The 17,468-nt window shown below is 58.6% G+C and carries 14 protein-coding genes and 2 pseudogenes; 10 read left to right on the top strand and 6 right to left on the bottom strand.

What is annotated here, in order from left to right:
• The first annotated feature begins 18 nt into the window (after positions 1-18).
• From PVA48_RS13560 to PVA48_RS13535, 6 genes and pseudogenes are all read left to right on the top strand, one after another.
• Positions 19-1,797, top strand: coding sequence for an L-fucose isomerase (locus PVA48_RS13560; protein ID WP_102721996.1), 1,779 nt, complete (start codon positions 19-21; stop codon positions 1,795-1,797).
• A 93-nt stretch (positions 1,798-1,890) separates the two neighbouring features.
• Positions 1,891-2,247 carry a four helix bundle protein gene (locus PVA48_RS13555; protein ID WP_022398386.1) on the top strand — a complete coding sequence of 119 codons (357 nt, stop codon included), beginning with the start codon at positions 1,891-1,893 and terminating at the stop codon, positions 2,245-2,247.
• A gap of 45 nt (positions 2,248-2,292) precedes the next feature.
• Positions 2,293-3,715 (top strand): annotated as a pseudogene (gene fucK, locus PVA48_RS13550) (L-fuculokinase).
• A 13-nt stretch (positions 3,716-3,728) separates the two neighbouring features.
• Positions 3,729-4,544 carry a class II aldolase/adducin family protein gene (locus tag PVA48_RS13545; protein ID WP_102728154.1) on the top strand — a complete coding sequence of 272 codons (816 nt, stop codon included), beginning with the start codon at positions 3,729-3,731 and terminating at the stop codon, positions 4,542-4,544.
• A gap of 529 nt (positions 4,545-5,073) precedes the next feature.
• Positions 5,074-5,472 (top strand): metal-dependent hydrolase, encoded by a 399-nt coding sequence (locus tag PVA48_RS13540; protein WP_423231899.1) that lies wholly within the window; start codon positions 5,074-5,076, stop codon positions 5,470-5,472.
• Positions 5,473-5,636: 164 nt separating this feature from the next.
• Positions 5,637-6,206 (top strand): annotated as a pseudogene (locus PVA48_RS13535) (autotransporter domain-containing protein); the annotation flags it as partial.
• A gap of 159 nt (positions 6,207-6,365) precedes the next feature.
• On the opposite strand, the gene PVA48_RS13530 reads toward PVA48_RS13535, so the two are convergent.
• Positions 6,366-9,659, bottom strand: a complete 3,294-nt coding sequence (locus tag PVA48_RS13530; protein ID WP_423231898.1) for an AsmA-like C-terminal region-containing protein — start codon at positions 9,657-9,659, stop codon at positions 6,366-6,368.
• A gap of 208 nt (positions 9,660-9,867) precedes the next feature.
• Between PVA48_RS13530 and PVA48_RS13525 the strand changes: the two genes are divergently transcribed.
• Positions 9,868-10,566 (top strand): pirin family protein, encoded by a 699-nt coding sequence (locus tag PVA48_RS13525; RefSeq protein WP_022397108.1) that lies wholly within the window; start codon positions 9,868-9,870, stop codon positions 10,564-10,566.
• Positions 10,567-10,638: 72 nt separating this feature from the next.
• On the opposite strand, the gene PVA48_RS13520 is transcribed toward PVA48_RS13525, so the two are convergent.
• Positions 10,639-10,833: a hypothetical protein gene (locus tag PVA48_RS13520; RefSeq protein ID WP_423231897.1), complete on the bottom strand. Its 195-nt coding sequence runs from the start codon at positions 10,831-10,833 to the stop codon at positions 10,639-10,641.
• Positions 10,827-11,177 carry a DUF2062 domain-containing protein gene (locus PVA48_RS13515; RefSeq protein ID WP_423231896.1) on the bottom strand — a complete coding sequence of 117 codons (351 nt, stop codon included), beginning with the start codon at positions 11,175-11,177 and terminating at the stop codon, positions 10,827-10,829. Before PVA48_RS13515 ends, PVA48_RS13520 begins: the two co-directional genes overlap by 7 nt.
• Positions 11,178-11,362: 185 nt before the next feature.
• Here PVA48_RS13515 and PVA48_RS13510 point away from each other — a divergent pair, with 185 nt between their 5' ends.
• Positions 11,363-12,091: a TlyA family RNA methyltransferase gene (locus PVA48_RS13510; RefSeq protein ID WP_102721986.1), complete on the top strand. Its 729-nt coding sequence runs from the start codon at positions 11,363-11,365 to the stop codon at positions 12,089-12,091.
• 119 nt (positions 12,092-12,210) lie between these two features.
• Here PVA48_RS13510 and PVA48_RS13505 read toward each other — a convergent pair whose 3' ends face one another.
• The 3 genes from PVA48_RS13505 to nagB all read right to left on the bottom strand — a co-directional run bounded on the left by PVA48_RS13505 (position 12,211) and on the right by nagB (position 14,997).
• Positions 12,211-12,939 (bottom strand): nitroreductase family protein, encoded by a 729-nt coding sequence (locus tag PVA48_RS13505; RefSeq protein ID WP_102728247.1) that lies wholly within the window; start codon positions 12,937-12,939, stop codon positions 12,211-12,213.
• Positions 12,940-12,957: 18 nt separating this feature from the next.
• A complete protein-coding gene (locus PVA48_RS13500; protein WP_102728150.1) occupies positions 12,958-13,650 on the bottom strand; it encodes a type 1 glutamine amidotransferase domain-containing protein in 693 nt (230 codons plus the stop codon).
• 603 nt (positions 13,651-14,253) lie between these two features.
• Entirely contained in the window at positions 14,254-14,997 is a 744-nt protein-coding gene (gene nagB, locus PVA48_RS13495) for a glucosamine-6-phosphate deaminase (RefSeq protein WP_022397114.1), read from the bottom strand.
• Between the two features lie 679 nt (positions 14,998-15,676).
• On the opposite strand from nagB, the gene PVA48_RS13490 reads away from it, so the two are divergent.
• The gene (locus PVA48_RS13490) at positions 15,677-16,861 is read left to right on the top strand and encodes a class I SAM-dependent rRNA methyltransferase (RefSeq protein ID WP_102728147.1); all 1,185 of its coding nucleotides are present in this window, start codon (positions 15,677-15,679) and stop codon (positions 16,859-16,861) included.
• Positions 16,862-17,180: 319 nt separating this feature from the next.
• A complete protein-coding gene (locus tag PVA48_RS13485) occupies positions 17,181-17,462 on the top strand; it encodes a KH domain-containing protein (RefSeq protein WP_012420852.1) in 282 nt (93 codons plus the stop codon).
• The last annotated feature ends 6 nt before the right edge of the window (positions 17,463-17,468 follow it).

Genomic DNA, 17,468 nt, shown 5'->3' with positions numbered 1-17,468 from the left:
ACATCACCTACGCAAGATATGAAAACAGCATTACCAACCATCGGTATCCGCCCCACGATTGACGGGCGCCGCCTCGGCGTCCGGGAATCCCTGGAAGATCAAACCATGAACATGGCCAAGGCGGCCGCGGCTCTCATTGAGGCCAACATCCGCCACGCCTCCGGCGAACCCGTCAAGTGCGTGATCGCAGACACCTGCATTGGCGGTCCGGCGGAAGCCGCCGCCTGCGCGGACAAATTCAAGGCCAACAACGTCGGCGTCTCCCTGGCCGTCACGCCCTGCTGGTGCTACGGCAGCGAGACCTTTGACATGGACCCGTTCACGCCCAAGGCCATCTGGGGCTTCAACGGCACGGAACGCCCCGGCGCCGTGTACCTGGCCGCCGCCCTGGCCGGACTGAACCAGAAGGGCTTCCCCGCCTTCTCCATTTACGGAAAAGACGTCCAGGACGCCGGGGATACCTCCATTCCGGAAGACGTGGCTGAAAAAATCCTGCGCTTCTGCCGCGCCGGCCTGGCCGTAGCCACCCTCCGCGGCAAGGGCTACCTCTCCATCGGCGGCTGCTCCATGGGCATCGCCGGCTCCATCGTGGACCAGTCCTTCTGGGAAAACTACCTGGGCATCCGCGTACAGGCCGTGGACATGACGGAAGTGCGCCGCCGCATGGACCAGAAGATTTACGACGAAGCGGAATTCGACCTCGCCATGCAATGGGCGGACGCCGTCTTCAAATTCGCCGAAGACAAGAACCGCCCGGACCTGAAGCTGGACGAAGCCGGACGCCGCAGGACCTTCAAGGAAAGCGTGCTGATGGCCATGATCTTCCGGGACATGATGCAGGGCAACCCCAAGCTCAAGAAAATTGACCGCGAAGAGGAATCCCTGGGCTACCAGGCCATTGCCGGCGGCTTCCAGGGCCAGCGCCACTGGACGGACTTCTACCCGAACGGAGACATTGCGGAAACCCTGCTCAACTCCACCTTTGACTGGAACGGCCCGCGCGCGCCGATGCCCTTCGCCACGGAAAACGACTCCCTGAACGGAGCCTGCCTCCTCTTCGGCTACCTGCTCACCGGACAGGCCAACGTCTTTGCGGACGTGCGCACCTACTGGAGCCCGGAAGCCGTGAAGCGCGTCACGGGCTACAAGCTGGAAGGCCATGCCAAGGACGGCATCATCCACCTCATCAACTCCGGCTCCGCGGCCCTGGACGGCTGCATGGCCTGCACGGACAAGGACGGCAAGCCCGTCATGAAAAAGCACTGGGACGTTACCCCGGACGACGCGAAAACCATGATGGAACAAGCCGTCTGGTGCCCGGCCAACCGGGAATACTTCCGCGGCGGCGGCTACTCCGTCCACTACGTCACCAAGGGCGGCGCGCCCGTCACCATGATGCGCCTGAACATCGTCAAGGGCCTCGGCCCCGTCCTCATCGTGGCGGAAGGCTGGTCCGTGGACCTGCCCGCCAAGGTGCACAAGACCCTGGACGAACGCACCGATCCGGGCTGGCCGACCACCTGGTTCGCCCCGCGCCTGACCGGCAAGGGAGCCTTCACGGACGTCTACAGCGTCATGGCCAACATGGGCGCCAACCACGGAGCCTTCACCTACGGCCACATCGGCGCAGACATCCTGACGCTCGCTTCCATGCTGCGCATCCCCGTATACGCCCACAACATCCCGGACGACCAAATCTACCGTCCCTCCGCCTGGGGCCTCCATGGCACCGCGGACCCGGAAGGCGCCGACTTCCGCGCCTGCGCCAACTACGGCCCGCTGTACGGCAAATATTAACGACTGACCTTTTCATCAGGGGAAGACATTCTTCCCCTGATGACGTTCAGCGTTAATATCAAAGACTAAATACGAATGATTAAAGACTAAAAGATGAACGAAAGTGCCGCTCATGAAAAAAGTTTTGCCTTTTCCATTCGTATCGTTTCCTTATGCCGCCATCTTCGCAAGCAACGGTGCGAGCAGGCACTGATCCAGCAAATTCTGCGCTCCGGAACAAGCATAGGAGCCAACCTCGCAGAAGCTTCCTATGCCGTAAGCAAAAAAGACTTCTTCTCCAAAGTACACATTTCACTAAAAGAATGTTCGGAGACTTGGTATTGGCTCCGCCTTCTGCATGCAACTTCCTGCCTGACGGACCAGCAATTTGAAAGCTTGAAACAGGATTGCCTGGAATTAATGCGGCTATTGACCGCTACGACAAAAACGCTTGCCGGGCAAAATCTCTGAACAGTTTCCCTTTAGTATCTAATCTTCAATATTTAGTATTTCTCTATGTACTCCCTCTGCTTGGACTGCGGCGCGACGAACGTGCGCGCGATGGTTGTGGATGAACAAGGCGTCATCGCGGGGAAGGCCTCGCAGCCGAACGCCACGCTGCCCGGTAAGGAAAACCCGGAATTCCACGTCTGGGACGCGGACCGGATTTTCAAGCAGCTCTCCGAATGCGCCGTGAAGGCCCTTGAGGGCCTGGATGTGGAACAGGTGCGGGCGGTAACCGTCACCACCTTCGGCGTGGACGGCGCGCTGGTGGACGCCTCCGGCAGCCAGCTTTACCCCGTCATATCCTGGAAGTGTCCCCGCACGGCGGAGGTCATGAAAAACATCGGCAAGTACATCTCCCAGGAAGAGCTTGACCGCATCTCCGGCGTGGGCGCCTTTGCCTTCAACACCATTTACAAGCTCGTCTGGATTAAGGAAAACCGCCCGGAGCTGCTGGAAAAGGCCCATGCGTGGCTCTTCATCTCCAACCTCCTGGCGTACAAGCTCACCGGCGTCATGGCGACGGACCGGACCATGGCCGGGACCTCCCAGCTCACGGACCTGGAAACGGGAGACTTTTCCGAGCTTATCCTGAACCGCCTAGGCCTGCGCCGCGGCCTCTTCCCCCCACGGTGGACGCGGGGGAGACCATCGGCGTTCTTACTCCGGAAGCGGCGGCGGCCATGGGCATTCCCGCCCTGGAGGGCGTTCCTGTTATCTCCGCGGGGCACGACACCCAGTTCGCCATCTTCGGTTCCGGCGCGGACAGGGACCAGCCGGTCCTGTCCTCCGGCACCTGGGAAATCCTGATGGCGCGCTCCGCACAGGCCCGGCTGACCCGGGAGGATTATGAGGACGGAGCCACGGCGGAGTTCGACGCGGAACCGGGCCTTCTGAACCCCGGCCTGCAATGGCTCGGTTCCGGCATCATTGAATGGGTGAAAGCCGCCTGCTTCCGCGGTGAATCCTACGATACCATGGATGCGGAAGCGGCCGCCATCCCCCCGGCTGCGACGGCGTAACGATGGTTCCGGACTTCCTGGCTTCAGGGGACCGGAAAGGCTCCATCGGCGGCCTGGTGCTGGGCCGGACGCGCGGCCACATTTACCGCGCCGCCATGGAGGCGCTTACCTGGCGGCTGAAATCCCGCCTGCGCCGCCTGGAATCCGTGGGCGGGTTCAAAAGCGAATTCCTCATCCTGGTGGGCGGAGGAGCCAGAAACAGCGTCTGGACCCAGATGCGGGCGGACATCCTCCGGATCCCCGTGAAGGTCTCTGAAGTATCTGAAAGTACCGTGCTGGGCGCATCCATGTTTGCCTTTGCGGGCGCCGGGGTGTACTCTACGCCAGAGCAGGCCAGGGACGCCTTCGGCATCACTTACCGGACGTATATGCCGGGTCCCCAGGAAGCCGCCTACGAAAAGCTCAACCACTAACACGCAACTAAATATGTCAGAAGACTGGTCAATCTCCCCTCCCCTCCCGGACAAGGTGTTCCCGTGGGAAAAATACAACCCCGTCACGCGGGAGGAAGTGAACGAATTCTTCCATTCCCCTGAAATCCTGGTTATCAAGGAACGCATGTGCGACATAGGCCGCCGCCTGTGGAACCGCGAATATGTGGACGGCAACGGGGGCAACATCTCCGTGCGCGTGACGCAGAACCTGCTGCTCTGCTCCCCCACCCTGTGCTCCAAGGGCTTCATGACCGTGGAAGACATCTGCCTGGTGGACATGGACGCGCGCCAGAAGGCGGGCATACGCCCCTCCACCAGTGAGGTGAAAACGCACATCGCCATGATGAAATCCGTGGGCGTCAACTCCTGCATCCACGCCCATCCCCCGCACTGCAACGCCTTCCTGTTCGCCGGGCAGGTTCCCCCCTCCGGCATCAATCCGGAAGCGGATATCTTCCTGGGCCACATCCCGCTGGCCCCCTACGGCACGCCCGGCTCTCTGGAGACGGCACAAGCTGTGGCGGAAGCGGCCAAACAATCCACCGTGGTCTTCATGGAAAACCACGGCGTGATCACCGGAGCCCGCGACGTGGAAGAAGCGGAATGGTTCATGGAAAACGCGGACGCCTACTGCCGCATGGTGCTGATGGCCGGGCTGCACAAGGCCCCCCTGAACCAGGTAGGACCGGAAGGCGTGGCGGACTTCCTCGCCATCCGCAAATCCATCGGCTACGCCGTGCCGGACAACCAGCCCCTGTACAACACGGAAACCTACGCCGGGTACAAGCTGGGCAAATCCGGCAGATAACCCCTCTCTCCAAGGGGGCGGCGGCTGATGCAGGCCAGCCGCCCCCTTTTTCTCAACGCCCCCCTCCCTTGTGAAAAAATGATCAGCCTCCTTCCCCTATCCCTCGCCGCCCTTGTTTGCAGCCCGGCAGCCATCCCGCAATCTTCCGGGACCATTCCCGTCAGTGTGGAATATACCGGGGCCGGAAAAAGCACCCCTGATAAAAAAATGTCCTTGAGCATTACATGGACGTGCGGAACCGGCAAAGAACATCAAACCGCCTGGGAAACCACCTATGTCCACCCGGACGTGAGGGCCTGGCGCCTGCCTGGCCTCCGCATTCACAAGATCTTCCTGGAATCGGGGAAAGCCGGATTGAGGAACTGTCCCTCATCTGGAAGAATCCTTCATCCAGCGGCGTTAGAACAGTCTATTCTTCCGTGGGAGGCGGAAACAGGGAACTATCCTTTGACTGGGTGGAAAAACCTTTTTCCAGGTAGTACGCACCCGGACTGTCCGTCTTTGTCCGTTTTTCTTCTATTGAACGCTCATGTTCATCGCCCATCTGCCTGCAGGCTATCTCCTGGCAAAAACCATCCGTTTACGCACACCGGGAAGGAAGGCCGTCATGACCGCCGCCCTGCTGGGGGCGATTGCCCCGGACCTGGACCTGTTTTATTTTTATACCCTGGACGGCCGCCAGCACCACCATCATTCCTACTGGACGCACTATCCTTCCGTCTGGTTCGCGCTGATGCTCCTCGCATGGGGAGCCAGCCGGATCAAACCATGGAGCACGGGCGGAACATGGCTGCTGATCTTTTCCATGAGCGGCTTCCTGCACCTCCTTCTGGACTTCATCGTGGGAGACATCCCTCTCCTGGCTCCGTGGTCCATGCGCTTTCACGCGCTGGCCACTGTCCAGGCGCAATACCCCCCTGGTGGCTGAACTTCCTGCTGCACTGGTCTTTTTTTCTGGAATTGCTCATCATTGCCGTTTCCGTCTGTATCATGGTTTCTGGCAGAAGGAAGACGGAATCTCCCTCAGGAAATCCATTTTCTACAGGAATCCATGATGAATGACGCTGGGACGCCTCTTCCTTTTCCGGAGGATGGGACAACGCCAAGCTCAACCGCACGGTCAACTACGGGGAAGGCAGCTACAGGACGCAGGGCAACACCAGCGGGTGGGGCTTTGGAGCGATGTATGAACTGACCTACGACGTGTACCTCAATGAAGACAGGAGCAGCATCCTGCAGCCCCTGGCCAACGCCTCGGTAGTGACGACGCGCATGGACGGCTACACGGAAACGGGAGCGGGGAACGCGGGCCTGAACGTAGGCAAGCAGGAATGGACAACGGGAACGGTTGCGCTGGGCGGCCGGTGGATGGGGCTCATTGGCAGCAACATCTTCGGGCGAGAAGCGCTGGCTGAGTTCCGGGTGAACGCGGCCCAGGACATGGGCGACCGCCGCGGAGAAACCAATGTGGCGCTGCTGGGCAACCCCGGCTTCATGCAGAGCGTGCGTGGGACCAAGGTTGGAACGATGGCTCTGCAAATAGGAGCGGGGCTGAGCGTGCCGGTAGGAACGCAGGGAACGGTCTTCATCAACGGGAACGCGGACTTCCGTGACGGAGCCAACTCGGTGAACGGGAGCGTGGGCTACCGTTATGACTTCTAAGGAGAGTTGAAAGTTGAGAGAGGAGAGTTGAGCGGAGACGCTCTGCTCTCCGGACTTCCAGGGCCGTTCCGGCATTGTCCGGAACGGCCCTGCTGCGTCACGGAACATTGCATGCTGTGTGTCAACCGGATTATTAATGAGCGTTGGCGGACCGGTTCATTAAAGACGGGAAACATCAATCCAATACGGGACTACAAAAGGGCGCGGCTTGCAGCCGCGTTTCCGTTCAGTTGCCGCGTGGGCATGCGGCGCTCCATGACGCTTTTCTCCGGGAAACCCGGCATTCCCCTTCTCTACCTCCTCCGGGCGGGAGCCGCCGCGGGGAACAGGGGCTTTTCCGCCGGAGAACGGCGCAAAGCTCCAGGAAACATTGCTCAAAGGCCCCGTGCCGCGCACCTGGAACAATCCCCCCGCCAGCAGGAAGACGGGAGAGGTAATCAGCCCCGGCAGGCCGCGAAGCCCCAGCTTGAAATCAGAATTAACCTGCAAGTCGGCAAGGCGTATCCAGCCGCCGCCTTCCAGGGACATATTGCTGCCCTTGGCCGAGAAATTGCTGGTGCGGATATAGCCCTTCTCAATGGAAAAATCGCAGTCGGCCCTGGTGATCTTGTAATTGATCAGGTGGCCCAGGCCCGGAATATAATTGGAGAGGGCTTCCCCCAAAAAGCCGAAGAGGGGGATTTCCACCAGGTCCCCATGCACCAGGGCGGCCTCGCCCTTCGCCTGGATGGAGTTCATATTGCCTCCCTTGGATGAAAATTCAATGGCCCCGTGCACGGTGGCCTTCTCCATCTTCTTGCCGTAGGATCTCCCGATGGAGGTCAGGTTCATGTCCTGGAGGACAAAGGAGCCGTTCAGGGCGTCCCCGTCGTCAATCTGCGCCAGCACGCGGCCCGTAAAGGAGCCGTCCCAGATGGTGCCCTTCATCTTGTCCACCACCACCCACTGCGGGGAAATAAGAATTTCCCCTTTCGCCTTTCCAAGGTCCAGCGTAGTTCCCAGCAAGGGATAGCGCACGCGCCCCGCGGAGGCGTCAAAGCGGATGCGCCCCTTCATCAGCTTCATGTCGTCCCCCATCGGGAACATGCCTCCGCCGGAAAGCGTCACGGGCCGGGTAAAGACAAACTCCTTCAAAACCTTGGCGGCGTTGTCGGAAAACATGCGCATGGTATAACCGGGGTAGGCCTGCCCCTCCATGCCCAGAACCTCCACCGTATCCTGGACAAAGCGGAAATCTATGCTCTTGGCCTTGAGCGTGCACTCCGCGGGACCGCCGGACAACCCGGCGGAAGACAGGTAATTCCCGTTGGAAACCACCGTCGTCACGTTGGTCAGCACCAATTGGTCCGTCACCAGATGGGCATCCGCCCGCGCGGACTTCAGGTCCACGCCCTTGTACCGCGTATTCGTCGCGGAAACAGTGGCCTGCAAATCGTAAGCCTTTTCCAGATTGTACAGGCCCAGCGTCCCCTGGAAGGAAAGCTCCAGGCCGGAATCCTTGCGGAAGACGAAGCGGCTCATAAAAAAGTCGTCATCCTTCATGCCCAGCAGCCGGTCTATCGTTTCCAGCGGAACCGTGGACTGCCCCATCACGAACATCTGGCCGTCTAGGAAACCGTTGGCGAACAGCTCAAAAACGCCCTTCTCCATCCCGATCCGGCAATTCTGTACAAAAAGCTGGTTGGGGCGGTACTCCACCTCCACATTCGCCGTCTTCACGGGCACCTTGTTCCAGGCCAGGTTTTCCGCATTGATGCGCGCCCGGACCAGCGTGGGCTCCACAGGCTTGCCTTCCGGAATATCCAGCCTGCCGTGCACCCACAGGGAGGCTTTTTCCGGCAACTTCAAATTCTCGGGAATGGGCGCCAAATTCCCGGCCAGGGCTACCAGCAATTCAGGCTTCAAATCAGATTCCAGCGTGAAGACAAAATCGGTTCCCAGATAGCTGCCTTCCAGCTTCACATGGCCGTCCTCCCGCGCCAGGTCCAACTGGGTGACATTGATGGAGCGGCCAATCAATTCCCCCCTGGCGGCGGCGGAGGCGAACTCCACCCCCTGGTAGGAGACGTCCGTCACAGCCGCCTCAATCTGGAGGCGGTCCACCCGGAACGGCCCTTTCCAGCCCTTCCCCATTCCCACGGTGCCGTACACTTTCAATTCAGGGTCTCCCTTGATTTCCAGCGTAAGCGGCAGCTTCACGTCTTCCGGAGCAATGGACCGGGCCATGTCCAGCATCGCATGCATGGGCAGCGTGCTGTGCACGTCTATCTTAATCTCTCCGTCCACGCCCATCACCTTGCCGGAAAAAACGCCGCCGGGGTGCCGTATGTCCAAATCCGTCACATAAAAATTGCCGTCCTCATAGCTGAAATCGCAGGAGGCCCTCTGGAACTTTTCCCCCAGCACGGAGAAAGCTCCCATGGAGCCGGAGCCCATGACGTTCAGATGCTCCACGCCCTCCCAGTTCTCCGTGAAAACCGCACGGCCTGACACCTGCACGTGCGGCTCGCTCAGGAACTTCATCTCCCGCGGCACCAGGGCTTCATCAACAATGGCTACGGCCCAGGACACCAGGGGGGCCGTGCTGCGGACATCCCAGATCAGGGAACGTTTCTTCAAATCGGCCTGGAGGGAAAGATTGACGAAGCCGGCCGTTTCCGCATCCCTCATGGTAAAGCGCTTGGCCATGATGACGGAATCCGCGTAATCCCCGCTGAACAGGAAATCCCTGACCCGGATTTTCCCGTACCTCAGGGAAGGAGCCTGCAAATCCATGCCCACGCGCACTCCCCCTTTCGGGTCGTCGCTCAAATTGACGGCCAGGCTGGGCGGAGACGCCTCCGGCCACTTCACCCGGTCCAGGTATTTCAGCACCTGGTTCAACTGCTCCCTGGCGGCGGCCATGTCTTCAGCCGTCAGCGTAAAATCTCCGGAATCCCCCTGCCCGATGGAAAACGCCCCCTGGGCAGTCACGCGGATACCCTGCACCACGGCATCAGCCTTCACGATGTCCACCATGCCGGGACGCCCCAGGTCCAGCTCCGCATTCAGCCCTGCGGTGGAAAAAACTCTTTCAGGCTTTTCCGCGTCCACGGGAAGATTGACGTCCAGCCCTTTCACGTTCAGCCGTTCCGGCACTACCTGCCCGTCTATCAGCTCCTTCCAGTTCAGGGCCACGTCCGCCTCATGCAGCAGGGCCACGGGGCGGCGCGCCTCCGGAGGAACACCAGGATCCAGCAGCTCCACATTCTTCAAGGTCACCACGGCGCGGGGCCACAGGGAAATCTTCAGCGTCTCTATGTGGACGGGAATGCCTTTTTCCATCAGAGCCTGTTCCACACGCTGCACGACAAAGGAGGGAGCGCCCCAGATGGAGACATAACAGATGCACCCAAGCACCAAGGCGCCCAGCAAAATAATCACCGTAGGAACCAATCCCTTGATCCATCTCATGAATGTCCGATGAGCCATACGCCTTGTCTTGTTTGCACAGGTACCGCGACACGCTACCTTAAAATAAGAGACATTGCACCATCAATTTGTGTTGCCGATTTATTTTACGGCAACGGACATGCTGTCATGCGCCTTGAACAGCCCCGGGGTCCATCCGGTCAAACCATCTACAGGCGGGAATCCGCTTTCCATACCAACCCTATCAATCATGAACATCATCATTGACCGTGCATCTTCCCGTGGGCATGCCAACCACGGATGGCTGAATACATACCATACGTTCAGTTTTGCCAATTACTTCAATCCGGACCGCATGCAGTTCGGAGCCCTGCGCGTACTCAACGACGACACGGTTCTCCCGGAAGAAGGCTTCGGCACCCACCCCCACAAGAACATGGAGGTAATTTCCATTCCCCTGAAGGGACAGCTCCGCCACGGAGACAGCCTGAACAACAGCCATACCATCACCCGCGGAGAAATCCAGGTGATGAGCGCCGGAACGGGCATCCAGCACAGCGAATTCAACGGCAGTTCCACGGAACCCCTGGAATTCCTTCAAATATGGGTCATTCCGGACAGGGTCAACACGCCCCCCAAATACCGGGACTACGACATCAAGCCCCTGCTGAAGCACAATGAGATTTCCACCTTCCTGGCTCCGGAAACGGATATCTCCATCATGCAGCAGGCCTGGTTCTCCTGGGCGGAACTCGACCGGGGCGTGGAACGGGAATATCAATTCAAGTGCCAGAACACCGGGGTGTACGTCTTCGTGATAGACGGAGAAATCAAGATCGGAGACACGGTGCTGCACCGCCGGGACGGAGCCGGAATAACGGATACGGACTCCATCACCATTGAAGCCATCCAGAACTCAACCGTTCTTCTGATGGAAGTGGCCGTCTGACCTTCCCGCCACCGTGCCATGGCCGCAAACGGCTTCCGGACCCGCCTGCCCTGAATGGCCGGCGGGTTCTTGTTATTTCCCGGCAGCCTTTCTTCTGCTGCGCAGAAAATGGCCTATCCCCCACCCCAGCTGCACCAGACCGTAGCACAGGCAGCCCAGCACCACGCTGGAAACAATCCAGCCCGTCAGGAACTCCAGGCTTACCATGCCGATGCTCAACCCGTCAAACGGGGCCCAGGACCATTGCTGCACTCCCGTTTTCAGCATCTGCCAGTTCGCTCCGGACGTGGGGAGCCCCACAAGGGAAAAAGGAACCACCCCAGCCACCACTGGGCCGGAATGGCGAAAAAGGTGAAGCCGGGAGGGGAAAGCCACGCCATCAGGATGGCTACGGGAATATTGCCCTTGCGCCACAGGCTGGCGAAAACGCCCCACAGGCTCTGCATGGGCAGCGGGGCAATCGCCGCGGCGGCCCCCCAGGCGGCGCCTGTCGCTACGGACTGCCTGTTCCAGGACCAGTAGACGGGGTCAAAAACCCTGGCGGAAAGGAATTTGCTGGCCCACGATTTTTTACGCACCTCCGTCAGCAGGTAAAGCCTGACCTTGCGCATCAATTGCCTGTAGCGGTGTTCCATTCGCCGCAAAGTCTCCTATAAATCCGGGCTGAATCAATCGTAAAATGTTCCAGCGCGCGCCATGCCGCCTTTTTGCCCCCAAATGCCTTTCTTCGCGCGGTTTTTCTTGATTCCCCATGCAGTTTCATGAAATACCTGCGTACGCACCTTCCTTCCGAATCATGAGCAAGCAACGACTCGACGTCCTTCTGGTTTCCCGCAATCTCGTAGAATCCCGGGAACTGGCCCAGAGGCTTATCATTGCCGGAGAGGTGAGCGTGGGTGGCCACCCTTCCACCAAACCGGGCCTCAAGGTCAGTGAAGACGCGGAAATAGCCATCCGGAACCGCCCCCGCTACGTCAGCCGCGGCGGCCTGAAAATGGAGGGAGCCCTGAACGCCTTCCCCGTCTCCGCGGAAGGCAAGGTCTGCCTGGACATCGGCGCGTCCACCGGAGGCTTTACGGACTGCCTGCTCCAGCACGGCGCCGTCAAAGTGCACGCGATTGACGTCGGCACCAACCAACTCGTCTGGAAACTGCGGCAGGATCCCCGCGTCGTCGTGAAGGAGAAATTCAACGCCCGCTACATGACTCCGGAAGACATCGGGGAACAGGTGGACCTGATCGTCTCCGACGTCTCCTTCATTTCTCTGAAAAAAATCCTGCCCGCGGCCTTCCCCCTGCTTAAGGACGGAGGGGACGCCCTGGTGCTCATCAAACCCCAGTTTGAACTCCAGCCGGAAGACATCGGCCCCGGCGGCATCGTCCGGGACCCGGTCCTGCACCAGCGGGCGGTGGACTCCATACGCGCCTTCGTCACGGAAGAACTAAACCGCTCCTGGATGGGCTGCGAGCCCTCCCCCATCACCGGAACCGACGGGAACCATGAATTCCTGGCGTGGCTCAAGTAGCCGGAACCCTTTTCCTGTGAGGCATGCCGCGCCCCAGGAACGCAGCGCAGGCGGTCCTCTCCCGCTCCCCGCTGACGCCGCACGCTGCCGGCGGAGCGGAACTTTCCTTCCCCGGCGGGTCAGAGCCTATGGTACACCTCATCGAACGGGACTCTGTACCGCTCGCCCCAGATACCTTTCTCTCTGTCCCGTATGCCGCAGGGGACTACCATATTGATCCCGGCGCCATGAGGCAATTTCAGCAGTTTTTTCATCCGCTTGCTGTCAAATCCCTCCAGCGGGCAGGTATCGTATCCTTCAGCGGCCATGGCAATCATGAACGTCTGGGCGGCGAGGGCGCAGGATTTGTTGACCGTGACGCGCATATCGCACTCCGAGACTTCGCGCATCATGGGGCGGAAAAGGCCGATGCCCCTGGCCAGCAAAGCCCGGAAAGCCCCCAAAATACCGCAGCAGCGCGCATAGAGGAACGGCATCAGCTTTCCATAGTATAATTCCCGGTCCCTGATGCGTTTGGCCTGGCGTTCCTCCGGGCTGTTCCGCCGGATGTTTCCACGCTCGAATTCGAGGACGAATTGCGCCCGCTGCCGGTACAGGTCCTGCCGCGTCACGAAAACGACTATTTCCGAAGCCGTGGCGGCAGCCGGCTGGCCTAGGCAGGCCCCGGCAACGCGGGCTATCAATTCAGGCCGGGTGATTTGGAAGAATTCCCACAACTGCATGTTGGAACTGCTGGGAGCCAGGGAGGCCAATTCCAGGCAGTGTTTCACCTTTTCAGGGTCCAGCGGTTTATTTTTATCAAATACCCGCACGGCCCGGCGGTAATTCAAGGCTTCTTCCAAATTCATGCCATTCACCGCCAACTGCTATTGATTAAACCGTCCCATGACCGTTTCAGCCATCTTTTCCGAACTGAACGGGTCCTGGCCCGTGATCAGATTTCCGTCGGCCACTACTTCCGGCATCATCGGAATCAATGACTTCTTGTAATCCGCCCGCCGTTCCTTCAGCGCGGATTCCAGATCGAAAGGCACCTCCTTTTTCTTTCCGGCCAGACCTTCCTCAAACCAGCTGAATCCCGTGACCTTCTTATCTTTTACCAGATATTGTCCGTCCGAGAGCTTCACGTTTAACAATCCGCATACGCCATGGCAAATAGCACCAACTATTTTATTACTTTCATAGTGGTTTTTGATGAGTTCCTGCAGAACGGCGTTATCCGTAAAATCGAACATCGCGCCGTGGCCTCCGGCCAAATAAATGCAGTCGAACATCTCACCGGAAACTTCATCCAGGCTTTTCGTGTGCCGCAGCACATCCCGGAATTCCGAATCGTCCCAGCAGCTTTTGGACAGTTTGTCCATGTACATCGTTTTCAGACTCATGGGATCGACGGGGGTGTCGCCTCCCTTCGGACTTGCGATGACGATGTCATATCCCCGCTTTTTCGCTCTGTCGTAAATGTGGGTGAGCTCGCTGAGCCACAATCCCGTTTCCTGTTTTCCGTCGGGAAACATCCCGGTTCCGGTTACGACCATCAGTATCTTCATTTGTTTCATATTTCTGTTTTTCCTGTTCTATCTATAAAAACCGGCCATCATCTGTAATTCCTGAATGAAATATTAATTACACACTGCCGGATATATTTATTTTTCATCTATTGGCACCTTCAACCATGCACGGAAAATGAAACTCTTGTCAATGCGCCACTCCATCCTAATAAAAAGGTGCAGCCGGTTAAACGGCCAATCCGCCATCCCCCTTTTAAAGGAAATCCCTGACAGGAACTCCGGGTTTGCCTCCGGGCTCCGGAACCGCATCAGGAAACAGGAAAACACGTCCCACACAGCATTAAAACTCATTCATTTTTAATAAACAATAAAAATATCACTCCCATTTCATCCCGCCGGACCAGCCATGGAAGGGAAAAACGGACCTTCTTTATTACCTGCCGGCCTGCGTCCACCGGAGCAGCCACGGCTGTTCCACACTCCCCTCAATGACACAAAATCTTCCTTCACGGGGCCAACGGTCCGGACATACGGAGCTCCCTCCACGCCATCCCCGCTGGAAAAAGAAGATTCCGCCTTCCTTCATTCCATCAAAAACGCCGCCTTTCCACGGAACCGGGAAAAGCGGCGTGTTCGTTGTTGAACGGATAATTAAAGCTGGGAAGCGGCGCCCTTGTCCAGAAGGAACTTGGCGTTCGGGTGCTTCTGCAGGTAGGAGGCAGCCACATCCACCGTCACAGGCCCCTGAACGGCCTTCTTCACGATGGAAGCCTTCTTTTCGCCCCAGGCCATCAGAGCCACTTCCCGGGCGCCCATGATGGTGGCCACGCCCATGGTGATGGCGGTGGTGGGAACGTTTTCAATGCCGCCGAAAGCGGGGGCGGCGTCGGAACGGGTCAGTTCGTCCAGATGCACCTGGCGGGTGATGGTGGTATCGTCGGAGCCGGGTTCGTTGAAGCCGATGTGGCCGGTGCGGCCAATGCCGAGAATCTGGAGGTCGATGCCGCCGCAGTCCTTGATTTTCTGTTCGTAGGCGGCGCAGTGGGCGGCAATCTCGTCACCCTTCACCGTGCCGGAGGGCAGGTTGATGTTCTCCGGCTTCATGTCGATGTGGTTGAAGAGATTGGTATGCATGAAATACCAGTAGGATTCCGGATGGTCGTGGTCCAGGCCGCTGTATTCGTCCAGATTGAAGGAGATGACGTTGGCAAAGGAAAGGCCTTCTTCCTTGTGCAGGCGGACCAGCTCCGCATAAAAGGGCAGCGGAGTGGCGCCCGTGGCGAGGCCAAGAACCACGTTCCTGCCTTCGGCGGCGCGCGTGCGGATCAGTTCCGCAACTTCTCCTGCCAAAGCCTTGGCAGCATCCTGGGGAGTTTCAAAAGTTTCTACTTTCATAACGCGCCACATTTTACTTCGTTTCCGGGCATTTTCAACCGAAATAGTCCCGGAATGATGCGCATTGGTTCACTTGTGCGGAAAATTCCAGGGAACGGAAGCCTTCACCCTTCCCGCTGCGGAAAATGACCGCAGGCTTCTGCCACAGCCGGATGGATATTCGGCTGAAAGACGCGCCCTTTAATCAGAAAAGGCTATTTTTAATATTACTTCGCTACCATCCAGTTCCCCTTCAGTTGCCGCAAAGGTTTGCGGCGCTCCTGACTGCCAAGGAAGGAAAACCCGGTTTGTTTTGATTTACGAGGGCCGGGAGGCCCTTGTTCCCGGGGCGCGGACATCAAGAGAGACAGCGGAGGTTCACGGCTTAAATGGAAAACGGCCAACTGGAAGCGTAGGGTTGAGCCGTTCATCTTTCAAATTCATCCGTTCCGTGCGTTGCATGCTTCGCTTTCCGTCCAGCCACCAGGCGGGTTCTCCCGGCCTTCCCTCCCGAACCATCATCCGGAGCATGGCAGGGAGCTTATTTCTTACTTCCCACAAGGGCATAAACAGCACGGGAAGAGAAAAAGCTTTTCTCCTTTAACAGACATCCCCTTCCCTCCGGCAGCCGCGGCCCTTGCGCCACCCCTCCGCATTACCCTTGAACTTTCCACCCTGATCATGTATTGCCTTTCCTGACATGGCAGGTTTGATTATTTCTCCAAGAGCACGCATTTTTCAGGGGCACGACTGGGTTTACGGCACGGAAGTGCGCAAGGTCTTCGGCAATCCCCAGCCGGGGGACGTCGTGGCGCTGAAGGATTTCAAGGACCGCTTCCTGGGATCCGCCATGTTCAACCCCCATTCCCAGATCGTCGCCAGGCGTTTTTCCCGCCGCAAGCAGGAACTGGACGGGGACTTTTTTTCCAGGCGCATCAGCCAGGCGGTGGAACTGCGCCGCCAGTGGCTGCCGGAGGAAACGCTCACGCGCCTCGTCTGGAGCGAGTCTGACGGCCTCCCCGGCCTGATCGTGGACCGTTACGCGGATTACCTGGTCGTCCAGACGCTGACCATCGCCATGGAGCACCGCCTCCCCATTATCCTGAACGTTCTGGAAGACCTGCTTTCCCCCAGGGGAATCATCGTCAGGAACGATTCCCCCATGCTGGCGGCGGAGGGCATTGAGCCTTCCGTCCGGGTGGCGCGCGGGCAGGAGCCGGAACCCTTCGCCGCAAGCAGCGGCAGCGTGCAATTCATGATTGACCTCCAGACGGGGCAGAAAACAGGGCTGTACCTGGACCAGCTGGACAATTACGCCGCCGTGGCCCGTTTTGCCCGCGGACGCCGCGTGCTGGACTGCTTCTGCAACCAGGGCGGCTTTGCGCTGGCCTGCGCCCTTGCCGGAGCCGCGGAGGTAACAGCTGTGGACGTATCCCAGGACGCCATGGACGCCGTGGCGCGCAACGCAAAGCTGAACGGCGTCTCCATCCAGTGCGTTACGGACAACGCGTTTGACTTCCTGAAGAAGGAGGCGGCCCTCGTCCGGGACGGAGGGGAGCACAAGTGGGACCTGATTATCCTGGACCCGCCCTCCTTCACCAGAAACAAGAAGTCCGTGCATGACGCCATGCGCGGGTATAAGGAAATCCACCTCCGCGCCATGAAGCTTCTGGCCCCGGGAGGCATTCTTTCCACCTTCTGCTGTTCCCACCACGCCGGGGCGGACCTGTTCCGGGAAAGCGTTCTCGACGCCGCCATCGATGCGCCCGCCACCCTGCGCCTGATACAGCAACACGGCCAAAGACCGGATCATCCAATTTTACTGAACATTCCGGAAACGGAATACCTTAAGGGCTTCACTTATGAACTGCTTCCCGGCAGATGATTTTGTTATTATAACAATATCCTTCTTTCCGGCCTGATATTGTAAAGAATACGATGTTGTTTTCCCTGAATAAAAACAATCGTTTCAATGAAAAAATACTTGCTTATCCCTTTTTCCTGTCCTATATTGCGTTTCGAGCAGGTGAGCGCTCGTTAAAAAGCTCTCTGGATCTTAACGGATCCAGTTTCATAGGGTAGTTGGGGCGCCCCGGTCGTTTTACGACCGGGGCGACTTTCTTTTTCAGGGAATGTCTGGAATTGCATCTTTTCAATCAGGCGGTTTTATAGTAGGGTAATGGAAATAACCCACATTTCCCTTCATGCATCCTGCCGTAGAACAAATCCGCCAGTACCTGCAATTGATCGCTCTGCAATTCGTGCAACATCCGGAACAGGCGGAATTGCGCGTTGCGGAATCTCCGCAGGGAGACGCCGTCCGCTTCCGCCTGATTCTGGAAAAGACGGACGTGGCCCGCATCATCGGCCGCAACGGAATGACGGCCTCCGCCATCCGCTCCCTGGCGAAGGCGGCCGGGGAAAAGCACGGCATCAAGGTCATCGTGCACATGCTTTCCCATGAGGAGGCGGCCGAACAGCCGTAAGCGCTC

Source organism: Akkermansia sp. JRP_AM1, assembly GCF_049262625.1.
GTDB classification, from domain to species: domain Bacteria; phylum Verrucomicrobiota; class Verrucomicrobiia; order Verrucomicrobiales; family Akkermansiaceae; genus Akkermansia; species Akkermansia massiliensis.
The sequence above is the reverse complement of the archived record's forward strand: the minus strand, read 5'-3'. Positions and strand labels throughout refer to the sequence as shown.